Below are 14,473 nucleotides of genomic sequence, written 5' to 3' on the forward strand. Positions count from 1 at the left end.
TCAGTCTGGATCCGGGGCACTCACTGGTGGTTCAGGCCGCGACGGGGGTACGGCGCCCCGGGATCAGGGAGGTGAGGGCGGCCGTGACGACGAAGGCCCCGATGGCCAGGGCGAAGCCCATCACGTAGCTGCCCGCGGTTCCCGAGCCGTCCGGGCCCCCGGTGATGACCAATGCGACGACGGGGGCGCCGAGGGACGTGCCCACCGCGCGGATCACCATGAACAGCCCGGTCGCGATGCCGGTCTCATTCGGACCCACCACGGAGATGACCGCGTTGGTCAGCGAGGTCATCGTCAACGCCTGGCCCGCGCCGTACGCCGTCATGAAGAGCACGTAGTGCCACACCTGCGAGGGAAGCGTCAGCATCGGCACCAGGCACAGCGCGATCGCGACGGTCGCGGCCAGGACGACCGCGCGGGACCCGAAACGGGCGTCGGCGAGGCCGCCGAGCGGTGCCACGACCAGGGCGACGATCGTCGCCGGCAGCAGGGCGAAACCGATGACGGTGATGGACTGGCCCAGCCCGAAGCCCGTCGACGTGGGCGCCGCCAGGATCTGCGGCAGCATGAACATCCCGAACGCACCGGCGATCGCGGCGGCCAGTTCCACGACGGCCACGCCTCGGATGCCGTGACCCCGCAGCATCCTGAGGTCGACCAGTGGCTCCGCCGCCCGCCTTTCCGCGCGGATCCACAGCGCGACGATACCGGCGAGGACGGCCAGGACCGCGAGCGACGGCACCGACAGCAACCCGGCCTCGGACACCGACGACACGAAGAGCAGCAGCACGATCATGGCTGCGGAGAACAGCACCGTGCCGACCCAGTCGAAAGGGCCTCGCACCGGGGGTGAGGCCAGCGGGGCGCGCGGCGTGACCAGCATGAACACCAAACCGGCGGCGGCCATGAGGATCGTCGGCAGGCCGAACATCCACTGCCAGGACAACCCTTCGGCGATCGGGCCCGCAAGGAGCGCGCCCGCGGTGCCTCCGGCGGTGAACGTGGAGATGACGACACCCGTGGCGACCTTCATCCCGGCCGGGGGCAGAAGCTTGCGCTGGAGCACGAAGGCGAGCGGCATGAAGCCGATCCCGCAGCCCAGGAAGACCTGGCCCACCACCAGGACCGCCAGGGTGGGGGCGACGGTGGAGATCACGCCGCCGATCACCACGACCAGGAGGAGGACGAGCGTCACGTCGCGCCCGTTGTACCTGTCGCCGAGTTTGCCGACGAGAGGACTGATGATCGCGGCCATGAGCGCGGACACCACGATCAGGGTCGATCCGCCGGCCGGTGTGGTGTTCAGTTCGCGTTGGAGCAGGGGGAGCGCGACGGCCGGCATGGCTTCGATGGCGGCGATCGAGACCAGGATCACCGCGAGGGACGCGGTCACCATCCACGAGACGCCTTGGACCGGGGCGGGGGAGTCGTCTGCTGGGGGGCTTTCGGCGTGGGCTTTCGACATGGCTCTCTCCTGAGAGTGGGCACCGCGTGGGGATGAGGCGGCGCGGTGCCCGGCTTGCGGGGATGGGGTGGTCAGGAGGGGCGGGTCGCGCGGCGGCCCCCGCTACCGCGCGACGTGACGTGGGACCGGTACGGCCTCAGCCGTCGTCGCCGGCCAGGAGGTAGCGCAGGCCCAGCGGGAACGTGCGCCGCCATCCGGAGGTGTCGTGCCCGCCGGAGAACTCGTGGTAGCGCACCTGGTAGCCCTTGGCCTGGAGCACGGTGCGCAGGTTGCGGTTGGAGGAGAGCAGGCTGAGCCCGTCCACGCCGGGGTCGTTCTCCAGGGTGCCCGCGTCGATCCAGAACGTGACGGGAAGCAGCGGTGCGGTGGCGAACTGCCTGGTCAGCCACTCGGTCTCGTCGTCGCGGCCGAACTCGTAGGGTCCTGAGTCGGCGCCGTAGGCGGTGCGCTTGCCCCACCAGTGGGAGCCCGACATGGACAGCACCCGGCCGAAGACGTCGCTGCGGTTGTAGGCGAGCCAGGCCGAGCTGAGCCCGCCGTAGCTGGAGCCCGACACGACGGTGCGCGCCGGGTCGGCGGTGACGCCGTACTCCCGGCGAAGCCAGGGCATGAGCTCATCGGCGTACAGCGTGACGAACTCCTGCCGGCAGCTCATCTCCAGCATGCGGGAGTCAGCGAACACGTTGTGCACGAACACGCCGACGAGCGGGGGGACCTCCCCTGCGGCGATGAGGTTGGTGAGGATGTCGGCGTACCCCTCGGCCAGCATCATCTCCCCGTCGATCAGGAAGACGACGGGGTGGTCGCCGCCTTCGGGGAGCGGCACCGGCGGGGTGTAGACCGTGACGGTGCGCTCGTTGCCGAACGCCTCCGAGCGGAAGGTGTACGTGTGCAGCGTGGCGCCCGCGAGGCGGGCGGGGCCGTGCCAGGTGACCGGGTCCACGCCGGGCAGGCTGAGCACGGAGGTCCAGACGGTGACGTGGGGTTTCGCCGGGTCGAGATACTGGTCCATCCCGATGTCGAAGCGGTCGGGGTTGTAGGGGTCGTCCCGTGAGCAGCGGGCGCTCTCGTCCATCAGCGCGGTCATCTTGTCCGGCTGCTGCATCAGCACCATGGCGTCGTCCATGGAGAGCGCGGTGATCGGGTCGTCGACGAGGAAGCGGTAGCCGACGGAGAGCCTGCGGTCGGTGACGAGGTGGGACAGATACCAGACCTCGGTGCCCTCGACGCGGGTCATCGCCTTGTTCATCTGGCGCGGGTCGATGACGAGCTGGCAGTAGAGGTGGACTTGGTCGCCGGGGCCGATGTAGACGAAGGTGACGAGGACGCTCCCGTCCCCAGTCTCCTCCTGGAGCGGGCCCGCCGACTCCCGCAGGTCGGCCTGGAGCCTGTCGACCGCGCCGGCCTCGCCGTCCCGCACCGCCTGGATGAAACGCGCGATTCGCGCGGACTCGATGGTCGTCTGTGTCATGCGTTGTCCTTGTACGAAAGTGTGGTGGCAGGGGAGGGTCAGGCGCCGAGCAGGTAGCGCAGGCCGAGAGGGAAGGAGCGCCGCCAACCGGCGTTGTCGTGGCCGCCGGAGAACTCGTGGTAGCGCACCTCGTAGCCCTTGGCCCCCAGCACGGTGCGCAGGTTGCGGTTGGCCGACAGCAGGCTGACGCCGTCGTCCAGCGGGTTGACCTCCAGGGTGCCCGCGTCGATCCAGAACCGCACGGGCTTGCGGGGCTCGGCCGCGAACCGCCGGTTCAGCCACTGCGGTTCGTCGTCGCGTCCGAACTCCAGCGGCCCGCCCTCGATGGCGAAGAAGTTCGTCTTGCCCCACCACAGGGACCCCGACATCGACAGCACCCGGCCGAAGACGTCGGGGCGGGAGTAGCCGAGCCAGGCCGAGGCGAGCCCGCCGTAGCTGCACCCGGACACCACGGTACGGGCCGGGTCGGCGGTCACGCCGTACGTCCGGCGCAGCCACGGCATCAGCTCGTCGGCGCAGAACGCGGCGTAGGCCGGCTGACAGCTCATCTCCTCCATGCGGGACATGACGGTGGGGTTGTAGACGAAGACCCCGACGAAGGGCGGGACCTCGCCGCCCGCGATGAGATTGGTGAGGATGTGGTCGAAGCCGTCGCTCAGGAAGCCGTCGCCGTCCTGCACGATGACGACGGGACGGTCCCCGCTGTCCGGCAGCGGCACCGGGGGAAGGTAGACCACGACCTTGCGCTCGTTGCCGAGGATCTCCGAGCGCAGAGTGTGCGTGTGGAGGGTCGCGCCCGAAAGACGCGGCGGGCCGAACCAGGTAGCCGGGTCGACGTCGGGGAGGTTCAGCACGGAGACACGCAGCGTGGACTGTGCCTCATCCTGAAAGAGACCTTCTATGGTCTGGTCGCTCTCGTCCGAGTTGTAGGGGTCGTGCCGCGCGCCCAGCACGGCCTCCCGCAGCCACGCCTCGACTTTCGCCGGCTCCTTGAAGAGCTGCATGACCTCTACCGCCGACATCTCGGCCATCGGGTCGTCGAGCTGGAAGAAATAGGTGGCCGAGAGCCTCCGGTCAGTGATCCGCGCGGAGAAATGCCAGACGTCGGTGCCGGGGACCCGGGTCATGGGGCAACCGCGGCCGTCGGCGTCCGCCGTCACCTGACTCTTGAGATGCACGGTGTTCGCCTGCCCGACATAGACGAACGTGACGAGGACGCTCCCGTCCTCCTGCTCGTCGAGGAACGGGCCGCCTGCGGCTTTGAGGTCGTCGACGAGGGCGTCGGCCGCGCCGGCTTCGCCGTTCTCGACCGCGGTGAGGAAGCGGGTGAGCCTGGGCGATTCGAGGGTTTGCGTCATGGTGGTCCCCTGTCTCAGCGGGCGGCCTGGGTGGCCCAGCGGGTGATGGTGTCGTCGAGCACGTCCAGCGCCAGTGCGCCGTGGCCGAGGACCTGCCGGTGGAAGTCCTTGATGTCGAATCGGGGTCCGAGTACGGCACGGGCCTTGTCGCGCAGCCGGTCGATCTCGCGGCGTCCGATCATGTAGGCCAGTGCCTGGCCGGGCATCGAGATGTAGCGTTCGACCTCGTTGACGACGTTGGCCTCGTTGGTGGCGGTGTTGTCCCGCATGAACGCCTCGGCCTGCCTCCGGGACCAGCCGAAGTGGTGCAGCCCGGTGTCGACGACGAGGCGGCACGCCCGCCAGGCGTCGGTGGACAGCATGCCGAGGCGCTGCAGGTCGGAGCTGTAGAGCCCCATCTCGTCGGCGAGCCGCTCGGCGTACAGGCCCCAGCCCTCGGCGTAGGCGGTGATCGCGGCGCCGAGGTGGCGGCGGAAGTCGGGCAGGTGGGTGAGCGTCTGGGACACCGCGAGCTGCAGGTGGTGGCCGGGGACGCTCTCGTGGAAGGTGATCGCCTCGTATTCGAAGCGGGAACGGGAGCGCGGGTCGACGGTGGCCACCCGGTGGGTGCCTGGCCGGGAGCCGTCGAGGGCCGGCGGCCGGTAGTAGGCGGCGGGGGCCGCGGCCGCCTCGAAGTCGTCCATCTCCTCGGTGACGCACGGCGGGATGTCGTAGGCCGGGAACCAGTCTCCGACCACACCCTTGGCGCGTTCCAGGGCGCCGTCCACGAGCCGCACGATCTCCTCGGACGTCTCGAACCTGAGGGACCGGTCCTCCTTGAGCGTGCGCAGGATCTCCGGCACCGACGTGATGCCGAGCGCCCTGCCGCCCACCTCGGCGAACTCCTCGCGCAGCCGGGCCAGGCAGTCCAGGCCGATCCGGTGGATCTCCTCGGCCGTCAGCGAGGTGGTGGTGTGCTGGGCGATGGCGTCTTCATACGCCGCAAGCCCGCCGGGGATGTGGCAGATCCCCGGCTCGTCGTCGGAGCGGCCCACGGGAAGCAGGTCCCGCTCGAAGGCGTCGCGCAGACGCCGGGCGGCCGGCCGTACCTTCTCCTCGATCAGCCGCAGCGCCTCCGCCCGGAACGGCTCGGCCGTCTCGTCTCCGCCGGCCACCGGCCGCAGCAGCGGATCGGCCGCGACGTCACCCGCGAGGTAGCGGTCGAGCTGGTCGAGCGCCTGCCGCACGCCCGCCCGCACCGGGAGCCTGCCGTCGGCCTTGGCGGCCAGGTAGACGTCGCGCCAGCCGTCCAGGTAGCGATCGAGTCCGCCGAGGCGGGAGAGGTAGTCGTGGGCGCGGTCGCCGTCGGTGACCGGCATGGAGGCGACGGCGTGGAGCATCTGGATCTGCGGGGAGACGATGCTCGCCGTCACCGCCACGTCGAACACGCCGTGCCGCAGCTCGGCGCGGCTGTCGTGGAGCGCCCGGGCCAGGGCACCCTTGGTGATCTTGTCCTCGTCGGAGAGGTCGCCCTCGCTCACCGTCTCCAGCGCGGCCTGGAGACGGGACAGGTCCTTGTCGAGGGCGTCCCGTGCGGCCAGGCCCGGGTCCGGCACGAGGGCGTCGTAACCCACGACGCCGAGTGCGCTCCCGGTGAAAGGGTCACTCGCGAGCATCGTGGCGAAGTAGTCGTCGCCGAGCTCGGCCAGGCGGTCGCTCGCCTGCTGATCGGAGGGGGCTGTGGGCACAAAATCTCCAGTGACATCTCGTATGGGCGATTTCAGCGATTATTTGATAGCGAGTGATATCCAGTCAAGACAGATAGGCATTCAGAAATTTCTGAATGACGCCTCATGATAGATTGAGAGCGGTCCACCGGAGGTCGAGTAGGAGGTCTCGCGCCCGTCGGCGGGCACAGTCATCGGATGGACGACATCGGCCGGGGTCCCCGCCTTGCCCGGGCGGATCGCGGCAGAGGGATGGAAACATGCCCCCAGCGCAATCGGGTGACCACGACGAGTCCGTGCTCGTCGACCGGTTGAACGAGCTCTTCCAGGGAATCCTGCCGCCCATGGCCTGCCGGATCCTGGCCGCACTCTTGATCACCGACGAGCCGCACCTGTCCAGCCGCGACCTCGCCGAGCACCTGTCCGCCAGCTCGTCGTCGATCTCCACCATGGCCCGTTTGCTCAACTCTCTCGGGCTGGTCGACCGGGACGTGTCGGTGGAGACGCGCCGCGACCTGTTCAGTGTCGACTCCGAGGCGTGGCCGCGCACGCAGCTCAACGGCCAGGAGGAGCTGCGGGGGCTGCTCCTCGCGCTCAACGACGCGGTGATGTCACGTGAACCGCACTCCGCCAGCGCGGTGAAACTCCGTTCGATGCGCGACTTCTACACCTTCATGTACGACGACGCCCCGCACGTCCTCGCCCGCTACGCGCAGTGGCTGGAGGCCGACAGCGTGAAGAAGGCCTGGCCGGAGGACGCCGCCCGCCTGGAGGGCTGACCGGGGCCACGGCGTTCGCCCGGCCTCGCCGTCATGGGTCGGCGGCCACGTTCGAGTCCGGCCTCCAGCGGATCATGGACGGCACCCGTCGGCCGCAATCCATCCGGCCGTTTCGCCGATTCTCCGGCACGGAGTAGACGATCACGCTAGTTTTTGTTCATGCGAACAAAATCCAGTTCGAGTGAACAAACTTTCATCGAGGCGGCTCGGCGGGCGCAGATCGTGCGCGCGGCGATCGAGACCATCGCCGACCTGGGATACGCCAAGGCGTCGTTCGCACGGATCACCGAGCGGGCGCGCCTGAGCAGCCCCGGATTGATCTCGTATCACTTCACCAACAAGGACGAGCTGATCCAGGAGGTGGCGGCCGAGATCTACGCGACCGGCGGCGACCTGGTCCGCTCACACGCGGACGGGCGGAGCACCGCGTGGGGCGTCCTGCAGGCCTACGTGGAGGGCAGCGTCGCCTTCTACGCCACCCACCGCACCCACATGGCGGCCCTGATCCAGATCCTGTTCCACCATCCGAAAGCACGGGAGGGCCTGTTCGACGCACCGAACCAGGCCGAGCTGGACGCACTGGAAGCCCTGCTGATCCGGGGTCAGCGCGACGGGGAGTTCCGGTCGTTCCCGCCACGCACCATGGCCGTGATCATCAGGCAGTCCGTCGTCGGCATGATGATCAAAATCGTCGCCGAGCCGGACCTCGACCTGGACGAGTACACCCGTGAACTGGTGACCGTGTGTGAGCTGGCCACCCGCGCCGCCACCTGACGAATTGAGAGGCGATGACATGACACAGATCGACGGCGGGATCGCGCCGGGATTCGAACCGGTGCGGGAGGCGTTCGCCGCCAACTTCACCGGCAACGGCGAGGTGGGCGCGGCGGTAAGCGTCTACCTGCACGGCACCAAGGTGGTGGACCTGTGGGGCGGGACCGCCGACCCGGTCACCGCCCGCCCCTGGACAGGGGACACCCTCACCGTCGTCTACTCGACGACCAAGAGCGTCCCGGCCGCATGCGCGCACCTGCTCGCCCAGCGGGGCGAACTGAATCTGGACGCGCCGGTCGCCGACTACTGGCCGGAGTTCGCCGCCGAGGGCAAAGACCGAATCCCGGTCCGGCACCTGCTCTCCCACAGCGCCGGGCTCCCCGCGCTGGACCGGCCCGTCGCGCTCTCCGACGCGCTGGCCTGGCATCCCATGGCCGAGGCCCTCGCCGCCCAGCGCCCGTTCTGGGAACCGGGCGTCGGGCACGGATACCACGCGTTCACCTACGGCTGGCTCGTCGGCGAAGTGATCCGCCGGGTCTCCGGCCGGAGCCCGGGCAGGTTCTTCGCCGACGAGATCGCCGCACCTCTCGGCCTGGACTTCTGGATCGGCCTGCCCAAGGCCGAGCAGCACCGGGTCAGCCGCCTGATCGAAACCCCGCCCGACCTCACCGGGGTCGACCTGGACGCCCTGCCCGAACCGGTCCGCGAGATCATGGCGGCCTTCACCGACCCCACCTCACTGACGATGCGCGCCTACGGCGTCGTCACCCCGCCCCCCGACCACAACGACCCCCAGGTCCAGCAGGCCGAGATCCCCGCCACGGGCGGCATCTGCACCGCCGAGGCACTGGCCCGCTTCTACGCCGGGCTCATCGGCGAGGTGGACGGGGTGCGCCTGCTCGACCCCGCCACCCTGGCCGACGCCGTCGCCGAACAGGCCTCCGGAACCGACCGCATCCTGCGGATGCCCACCCGCCTGGCCTCCGGATTCGGCCTGCCCACCCCGGACAGCTTCTGGTACACCCCGACCGCCTTCGGCTTCGGCGGACGCGGCGGCTCCCTCGGGTTCGCCGACCCGGCGACCGGCCTCGCGTTCGGGTATGTGATGAACGGCATCCAGGAGGGACCCGCCCCCGACCTGCGCGCCGCCACCCTCGTGGAGGCCGTACGGACCTCGCTGCCGGCCCGATGAGTCCTGGCATCCGGGGACGGGCCATGGCGGGTTCCCATCACCGGGGCCTTCGGCCTGCAAAACGCCGCCGGTGCCGCCTTGGGCCGGCTGTGGCTCGCGCCACCGGGTCACACGCCGGCCACCGCCCCGGGCCGGTCACGGGCTGAGGAGCTCGCGGGCCAGGACTTCACCCCACCAGCGTTCCACCTGATCGGGGGTCCAGCCCCGTTCGGCGGTGAGCGTGGTGTAGACGTCGATGTTGCACAGTGCCGCGTAGACGTCGACGGCGGAGGGCACGTCCACACCGCGCCGCAGGACGCCGTCGGGCCAGGATGAGAACACCTGTATCCGGGTCTGGTCGCCGCGCCGGCGTGCGTCGCGGTAGGTGGTGGCGAGTTCGGGTTCGGCGCGGCCCGCCTCGCGGACGAGGGTGATGACGTCGCCGGCCCGTTCGAAGAGCCGCCGGTCGTAGCCGGCCATGGCGGCGAGCTGGCCCGCGGGGCCGGTCTGGGGTGCTTCCAGCTGGGTGAGCATGTGCTCGGCGTCGGCGGTGAGGTCGGCGGCGTCGGCCAGGGCCGTGGCGAGCCCTGTCTTGTTTCCGTATGCCGCGTAGACGGTGGGTACCGAGACACCTGCTTCGCGGGCCACGTCGCGGACGGTGGTGGCGGCCCAGCCTTGGGCGACGAAGAGCCGGCGGGCGGCGTCGGCGATCTCGACGCGTGTCCGCTGTGCCTGTGTCGTCCGGCGCAGCGAGTCGTAGCGGCGTCGGCCCAGCTCGTCACTCATGGCTTGCACCCTATGGCTTTACGCTGCCTATAATGAATATATGTCACGTAAAACCAATAATTTCCCCCGGGTCGCCGGGCTCGCCGGCATCGGCTTCGCCACCCTCATCGTCACCGGCAACCTGATAGCGCTGCCCGCCGGGCTCCCGCGCACCGGCGCCGGCATCGACGAGGTCAACGTGTTCTTCGGCTCTCAGGCCGGCCTCGTCGGCGTCGCGTCCGCCCTCACCCCCGCCGCGTGGGTGCTGGCCACCCTGTTCGGCGCGGGTGTGGTCGCCGCGCTGTGGCGGTCGGAGCGCGACCGGGGCGAGGCGTGGTCGCTGGTCGGGTTCGCGGGCCTGCTGCTGCAGAACGGCGCCTTCGCCGGGATCATCGCGGCCCGTCTCGCCCTGGCGAGGACGGCACAGGAGGGAGCGGAGAACGCCGCGCTGTGGGCGCTGCACGACGCCCTGTTCACCCTGAACGGCACGTTCCTGGCGATCGCCCTGGTCGGCCTGTCGATCGGCGGGAGGCGGACCGGCCTGATCCGGCCCTGGCAGCACGCCCTGGGCCTGCTGTCGGCCGCGTTGATGTTCGGCTCGGCCACCCTCACGCCTCTGGTCATCGCGGAGGACGGCCCCCTCGGACTGCTCGGCCTGGCGGGCTGGCTGCTCTGGGTCGCCTGGATCGTCTCCTACGGGGTCGTCTTGATCCGCCTCACCCCTACCCCGGCTCCGCAGCCGGTTCTGGGCTGACCGCCTGCCGGGGCGCACCGAGGATTCCCGGCCGGCTCTGTGGGCCAGGCGCCCGACCATCCGTCCTGGCCCAGGCGGTGCGCGTGCTTCAGATCGGCTGGGTACGGTGTCACTCACCGGCCGGCGAACCGGTCGAGGGCTTGGCGCACCTGGCCGCCCGTCGTCACACCGCCCAGGTGTCCCGCGTCCTCGACCACGATCAATCTCGAGTCGGGCCAGGCGCGGTGGAGTTCCCCCGCGGTGTCGAGTGGCCCGCCCATGTCGAGCCGGCCGTGGATCAGGACCCCCGGGATACCGGCCGGCCGACCCGCCTCCCGCAGCAGCACACCCTCGTCCAGCCACGCGCCATGGGAGAAGTGGTGGGAGCAGATGCGTACCAGGGCCAGTCGTGCCGCCGAGGGCCGATCGGCGTACGGGTTGAAGGCGCCTTTCGTCTCGCCGGACAGGACCGCGTCCTCCCAGGCGCACCAGTCGGCCGTGGCCTTCACCCGGACCTCCATAGACGCAACAGTGCTGTTATATGATGGGGTATGGCTTCCCGTGCGCCCGGCCCCGGGCTTCTCGGCACCCGGCTGCGTCATCTCCTCGATCGGCTGGACGGTGATGTCGCGGCCGTCTACGAAGACCTCGGGCTGCGCGGATTCCGTCCGCGGTTCACCCCGATCATCCGCGCGCTGGCCTCCACCGGCCCCAGCTCCATCCGGGACCTGGCCAAGGCCATCGGGGTGACCCATTCCGCGGCCAGCCAGACCGTCGCCCACATGGTCAAAGCGGATCTCCTCCTCCTCGCCCCCGGTGAGGACGCCCGGCAGCGGATCGCCTACCTGACCGCGAAAGCGGATGCGCTGCTGCCGACACTGGACGCCGAGTGGACCGCCACCACGGCAGCCGCCGTCGAACTCGAGGCGGAACTCTCGTTCCCCCTGAGCCGACTCGTCGATGAGGCCCTGGACGCCTTGCACCGACGCCCCATGCGGCAGCGGATCGCCGACGCCGCACCACACCTCGTCAAGCATCCCCGAGGCGGCGACGCGCCGGCGGAGACGGCCCGGTCGTAGGCGGCGCAGCCGTCGCCACCCGCCCCGACCTGTTGCGGCGTCGGCGGGCCGAGGCGTGGAGCGTGCACGACGGCGGGAGAGATCGACCGGGGCACCCTGCCGAAGAGACGTCTGCCGCATGGATTGGCGGATGTGATCAGGCCATAGGTGGTGGAGAGAACGGCCTTCCCGACATCGTCTTGGGCCGGTCGGCCGCGTGCGGGTCGCCCTCCTGCTTCGCGACGCCGGCCAAGCCCGACGCCGAGTTGCGTACCGGGCCGTTGATCATTCACACCCGGTGGTGCCTACCGGAGCTCCGACGCCTCCGCCGGTCCTGGCGATCGGCGGTCCCGGCGCCGGGCACCCGTCGAGTCGCGCTACGCGCAGGTCCTGTTCTCCGGGACGCAGCGCCTGACCTCGGGATGGTGTGTCGACGGCTTGTCCAGCAGGGGTTGCGGTTTCCCCAGGAGGTGCAGGTCGAGGAAGGCCCGGACGTAGGCGCGGGTGATCTCCACGGAGCGTCCCGCGGCCAGACCGGGGAGGGGGATGCCGAGCGAGGCCGCCAGCACCGGAACGTCGGTGAAGGACTGATGGTCCGCGCCCGAGACCACCAGCCAGCGCTTCCATCCGGTCATGAGCTTCCAGTCGCGGTCCCAGGAGTTGTCGCGGCCTCCCGGGCTGTGGGCTTGCTCACTCCCGAGGAACAGGAACGGCCGGGACAGCTTGCCCTTCGGGATCCGGGCGTAGGTGCTGCCGTCCATGTCGATCCCGGCGCGCACCCGGGAGTCCTTCAGCATGGCCGCGACGGCTGAGGCGCCGCCGATCGACTGGCCCGCCATCGCGATCTTGGACGGGTCGATCAGAGAGGCCCCGGCCCACGTCGGGCGGGGCCCGGTCAGCTCGTCGAGCACGAAGGAGACGTCGGCCGCCCGGACCCCGGCCGTCTTCGCGCCGAACCCGGGGTCGGCGTCGGCGTCGCACGCGGCGCATTCGGCGACCCGTCCGTCCGGGAAGGTCGTCGCGTAGTTCTCGTAGGTGTGGTCGACGCCGGCCACCACATAGCCGCCGCCGGCCAGCTCCTCGGCCAGGGACGTGAGCGTGCTCCGCGGCATGGTGAAGCCCGGGGAGAGCACCACCAGGGGCAGGCTCCGCCTGGTCCCCGCCGGTTCGGCCCCGGCGACGGCGTTGGTCCGCGTCTTGCTGAGGATGTCGTACGGCGCGCCGGTCACCTTCCGGCCCTTCAGGACGAGCTCGGACTCCTTCGGCGTCATGTACGGGGGCGGCTCCCCGTCACGCGCCCGCGTCGGGTACCACAGGGTGACCATGAGCTCCCTGGCCTTGGCCTCGGGGGCCCACGGGTCGGGCCTGGAGGTGTCCTTCAGGTGCAAGGAGGTGGTGCCGACCCGGTGGGGGCCGGTCGGCGCGGGCAGGGAGGGGGTCGCGCCGGGTTTGGCCACGACACCGCCGGCGGCGGGCGCCGACGCCGACGAGGTGGGCGTGCTCGTCGCGGGGTCCGACGCCGAGCAGGCGGACGCCGTCAGGGTGAGCAGCCCGGCGACGGCGCCGGCCAGGCCACCGCGGAGAAGTGGACTTCCTTTGCGGCCGTACGGCCTGAAGGCATGGTTCATGCAGATATCCGTTCTTGTGGGGGCGGCCTCTGCGCCGCCCTTCCCCTCGGTGGGTCCGGGAATCGGCGGGTGCCGATGGCCGGGTTCGTCACCCGCGCAGCAGGGTCTGGGCCTTCGCCAGCGCGGGGTCGCGCCCGGCGGCGGCGTCCTCCGCGGTCAGCGGCACGTGGTGGTCGGGTGCCACGCCGATCCGGTCGATCAGCTCACGGCCCGGGCCCAGGTGGCGCTTGGCCGGAAACCCCAGGACGGTGCCGTTGGAGAGCAGGTACGGCTGCGCCGGGCCGGAGATCGCCCCGGCGGTCCGGGTGCCGACCAGCCTGCCCAGGCCGAGGTCTTTGACCGCGGCGCTGAAGTGCTCGCACGCCGAGGCGCAGCCGCGGTCGGTGAGGACCGCCAGCGGCAGGTTGAGCAGGGTGACGCCGTCGTCGGTCCGCTCGGTGTCGCAGGCGCCGTCCGCGGTGCAGTGGTACGCGGTGACCTTGCCGTGGGCGAACCCGCCGAGCAGCCGGTTCACCTCCGCAGGGCTGCCGCCGCCGTTGCCGCGCAGGTCCAGCACCACACCGGTGAGCCGCCGGCCGGTCCCCAGCGCGGTGATCGCCTCAAGGACCCGTGTCGCGGCGTCGGGGGCGAAGCCGGACAGCCGGACGTAGGCGAGGCCGCCCGGCAGCGGCTTGGACGTCACCCGCTGCACGGCCGCCGGATCCGGCTGGTACAGGCCGGGTTTCAGCGTGACGGTCCAGCGGCGGCCGGTGCCCGGCCGCAGCAGCCCGATCCGGACCGGATCGGCCTGCGGATACCGGGGGTGGAGCGCGGCGACGGCGGCCGGGGTGACACGTCCGCCGACGAAGGGCGCCGCTCCGCCGACCGATTCGATCACGTCGCCGGGGCGCAGCCCGGCGGCCTTCGCCGCTCCGCCCAGCACCGTGGCGACGAACAGCGGAGGCAGGGCGGTCCCCGGGCGGTTGCTCACCTGGGGGATGGAGACGCTGGCCTTCAGCCCCAGGTCGTACAGGTCGCCGTCGTGGTAGTCGGGTGGCCGTTGGCCGCCGTACGACCAGCGGGCGTGGTTGTCGCGCAGTTCCGCCACGACGGCCTCAAGGGTGACGGCGGCGAGCCTCTCGCGGAGCTTGGCGTCCTCCGGCAGCCGGTCGGTGATCCGCCGGTAGACCGTCTCGAAAGCGGCCCAGTCGGCCTGACGGTCACCGGTCAGCGCCGGCATGGTGGCCTCGGCCACATCGCGCCCGCCGCGGCCCAGCTCATCGGTCAGCGCGGCGAACCCCCCGACCAGCAGGGGGCGGGTGTCCAGGGTGGCCCCGCCGTAGTACTCGGCGAGGATGCAGAAGTACGCCTGCTCGACCACGTCGATCGTGGTGGGCGTCTCCTCCGCCGGGGGGCGGGTGTTCGGTCCGAACCGTTCGCAGGCGGCCGGCCGGTCGGCGGGGGCCGTGCCGCCCTGGGTCTGCGGCGCGGTCGTTCCGGTGCAGGAGACCGTGAGAAGGAGGGCGGCCGATGCGATCAAGATCTTTATGTTCATGAGAGCCCCATGGCGTCAGGACGGCGGTTTC

13 protein-coding genes are annotated in these 14,473 nt (G+C 70.9%); 5 read left to right on the forward strand and 8 right to left on the reverse strand.

Annotation, left to right across the window (positions count from 1 at the left end):
• Window positions 1-31 precede the first annotated feature (31 nt).
• From RUR_RS16045 to RUR_RS16060, 4 genes are all read right to left on the reverse strand, one after another.
• On the reverse strand, window positions 32-1,465 hold the full coding sequence (locus RUR_RS16045) for an MFS transporter (RefSeq protein ID WP_283135859.1): 1,434 nt from the start codon (window positions 1,463-1,465) through the stop codon (window positions 32-34).
• Window positions 1,466-1,601: 136 nt separating this feature from the next.
• A complete protein-coding gene (locus tag RUR_RS16050) occupies window positions 1,602-2,936 on the reverse strand; it encodes an alpha/beta hydrolase (RefSeq protein WP_283135860.1) in 1,335 nt (444 codons plus the stop codon).
• A gap of 38 nt (window positions 2,937-2,974) precedes the next feature.
• Window positions 2,975-4,294 carry an alpha/beta hydrolase-fold protein gene (locus RUR_RS16055; RefSeq protein ID WP_283135861.1) on the reverse strand — a complete coding sequence of 440 codons (1,320 nt, stop codon included), beginning with the start codon at window positions 4,292-4,294 and terminating at the stop codon, window positions 2,975-2,977.
• A gap of 14 nt (window positions 4,295-4,308) precedes the next feature.
• On the reverse strand, window positions 4,309-6,021 hold the full coding sequence (locus RUR_RS16060) for a DUF885 domain-containing protein (protein WP_283135862.1): 1,713 nt from the start codon (window positions 6,019-6,021) through the stop codon (window positions 4,309-4,311).
• Between the two features lie 239 nt (window positions 6,022-6,260).
• Between RUR_RS16060 and RUR_RS16065 the strand changes: the two genes are divergently transcribed.
• The 3 genes from RUR_RS16065 to RUR_RS16075 all read left to right on the forward strand — a co-directional run bounded on the left by RUR_RS16065 (window position 6,261) and on the right by RUR_RS16075 (window position 8,745).
• Complete coding sequence (locus RUR_RS16065; RefSeq protein WP_283135863.1) at window positions 6,261-6,779, forward strand: MarR family transcriptional regulator; 519 nt, start codon at window positions 6,261-6,263, stop codon at window positions 6,777-6,779.
• 159 nt (window positions 6,780-6,938) lie between these two features.
• Window positions 6,939-7,553, forward strand: a complete 615-nt coding sequence (locus RUR_RS16070; protein WP_283135864.1) for a TetR/AcrR family transcriptional regulator — start codon at window positions 6,939-6,941, stop codon at window positions 7,551-7,553.
• A gap of 19 nt (window positions 7,554-7,572) precedes the next feature.
• On the forward strand, window positions 7,573-8,745 hold the full coding sequence (locus RUR_RS16075; RefSeq protein ID WP_283135865.1) for a serine hydrolase domain-containing protein: 1,173 nt from the start codon (window positions 7,573-7,575) through the stop codon (window positions 8,743-8,745).
• A 135-nt stretch (window positions 8,746-8,880) separates the two neighbouring features.
• Here RUR_RS16075 and RUR_RS16080 read toward each other — a convergent pair whose 3' ends face one another.
• Entirely contained in the window at window positions 8,881-9,510 is a 630-nt protein-coding gene (locus RUR_RS16080; RefSeq protein WP_283135866.1) for a TetR/AcrR family transcriptional regulator, read from the reverse strand.
• A gap of 40 nt (window positions 9,511-9,550) precedes the next feature.
• Here RUR_RS16080 and RUR_RS16085 point away from each other — a divergent pair, with 40 nt between their 5' ends.
• Window positions 9,551-10,243 (forward strand): hypothetical protein, encoded by a 693-nt coding sequence (locus tag RUR_RS16085; protein WP_283135867.1) that lies wholly within the window; start codon window positions 9,551-9,553, stop codon window positions 10,241-10,243.
• 113 nt (window positions 10,244-10,356) lie between these two features.
• Here RUR_RS16085 and RUR_RS16090 read toward each other — a convergent pair whose 3' ends face one another.
• Complete coding sequence (locus tag RUR_RS16090; RefSeq protein WP_283135868.1) at window positions 10,357-10,743, reverse strand: alpha/beta hydrolase family protein; 387 nt, start codon at window positions 10,741-10,743, stop codon at window positions 10,357-10,359.
• Window positions 10,744-10,773: 30 nt separating this feature from the next.
• On the opposite strand from RUR_RS16090, the gene RUR_RS16095 reads away from it, so the two are divergent.
• Window positions 10,774-11,301: a MarR family winged helix-turn-helix transcriptional regulator gene (locus RUR_RS16095; RefSeq protein WP_283135869.1), complete on the forward strand. Its 528-nt coding sequence runs from the start codon at window positions 10,774-10,776 to the stop codon at window positions 11,299-11,301.
• 356 nt (window positions 11,302-11,657) lie between these two features.
• On the opposite strand, the gene RUR_RS16100 is transcribed toward RUR_RS16095, so the two are convergent.
• The gene (locus tag RUR_RS16100; protein WP_283135870.1) at window positions 11,658-12,908 is read right to left on the reverse strand and encodes an alpha/beta hydrolase family protein; all 1,251 of its coding nucleotides are present in this window, start codon (window positions 12,906-12,908) and stop codon (window positions 11,658-11,660) included.
• A gap of 88 nt (window positions 12,909-12,996) precedes the next feature.
• A complete protein-coding gene (locus RUR_RS16105; protein WP_283135871.1) occupies window positions 12,997-14,442 on the reverse strand; it encodes a S41 family peptidase in 1,446 nt (481 codons plus the stop codon).
• Window positions 14,443-14,473: the final 31 nt, after the last annotated feature.

The organism is Rhizohabitans arisaemae, assembly GCF_025996515.1.
GTDB lineage: Bacteria > Actinomycetota > Actinomycetes > Streptosporangiales > Streptosporangiaceae > Rhizohabitans > Rhizohabitans arisaemae.

Coding starts and splice junctions, on each gene's coding strand:
- RUR_RS16085 (WP_283135867.1), top strand. CDS start 9,551: ATGTCACGTAAAACCAATAATTTCCCCCGGGTCGCCGGGCTCGCCGGC.
- RUR_RS16090 (WP_283135868.1), bottom strand. CDS start 10,743: ATGGAGGTCCGGGTGAAGGCCACGGCCGACTGGTGCGCCTGGGAGGAC.
- RUR_RS16055 (WP_283135861.1), bottom strand. CDS start 4,294: ATGACGCAAACCCTCGAATCGCCCAGGCTCACCCGCTTCCTCACCGCG.
- RUR_RS16080 (WP_283135866.1), bottom strand. CDS start 9,510: ATGAGTGACGAGCTGGGCCGACGCCGCTACGACTCGCTGCGCCGGACG.
- RUR_RS16095 (WP_283135869.1), top strand. CDS start 10,774: ATGGCTTCCCGTGCGCCCGGCCCCGGGCTTCTCGGCACCCGGCTGCGT.
- RUR_RS16075 (WP_283135865.1), top strand. CDS start 7,573: ATGACACAGATCGACGGCGGGATCGCGCCGGGATTCGAACCGGTGCGG.
- RUR_RS16100 (WP_283135870.1), bottom strand. CDS start 12,908: ATGAACCATGCCTTCAGGCCGTACGGCCGCAAAGGAAGTCCACTTCTC.
- RUR_RS16045 (WP_283135859.1), bottom strand. CDS start 1,465: ATGTCGAAAGCCCACGCCGAAAGCCCCCCAGCAGACGACTCCCCCGCC.
- RUR_RS16105 (WP_283135871.1), bottom strand. CDS start 14,442: ATGAACATAAAGATCTTGATCGCATCGGCCGCCCTCCTTCTCACGGTC.
- RUR_RS16065 (WP_283135863.1), top strand. CDS start 6,261: ATGCCCCCAGCGCAATCGGGTGACCACGACGAGTCCGTGCTCGTCGAC.
- RUR_RS16070 (WP_283135864.1), top strand. CDS start 6,939: ATGCGAACAAAATCCAGTTCGAGTGAACAAACTTTCATCGAGGCGGCT.
- RUR_RS16050 (WP_283135860.1), bottom strand. CDS start 2,936: ATGACACAGACGACCATCGAGTCCGCGCGAATCGCGCGTTTCATCCAG.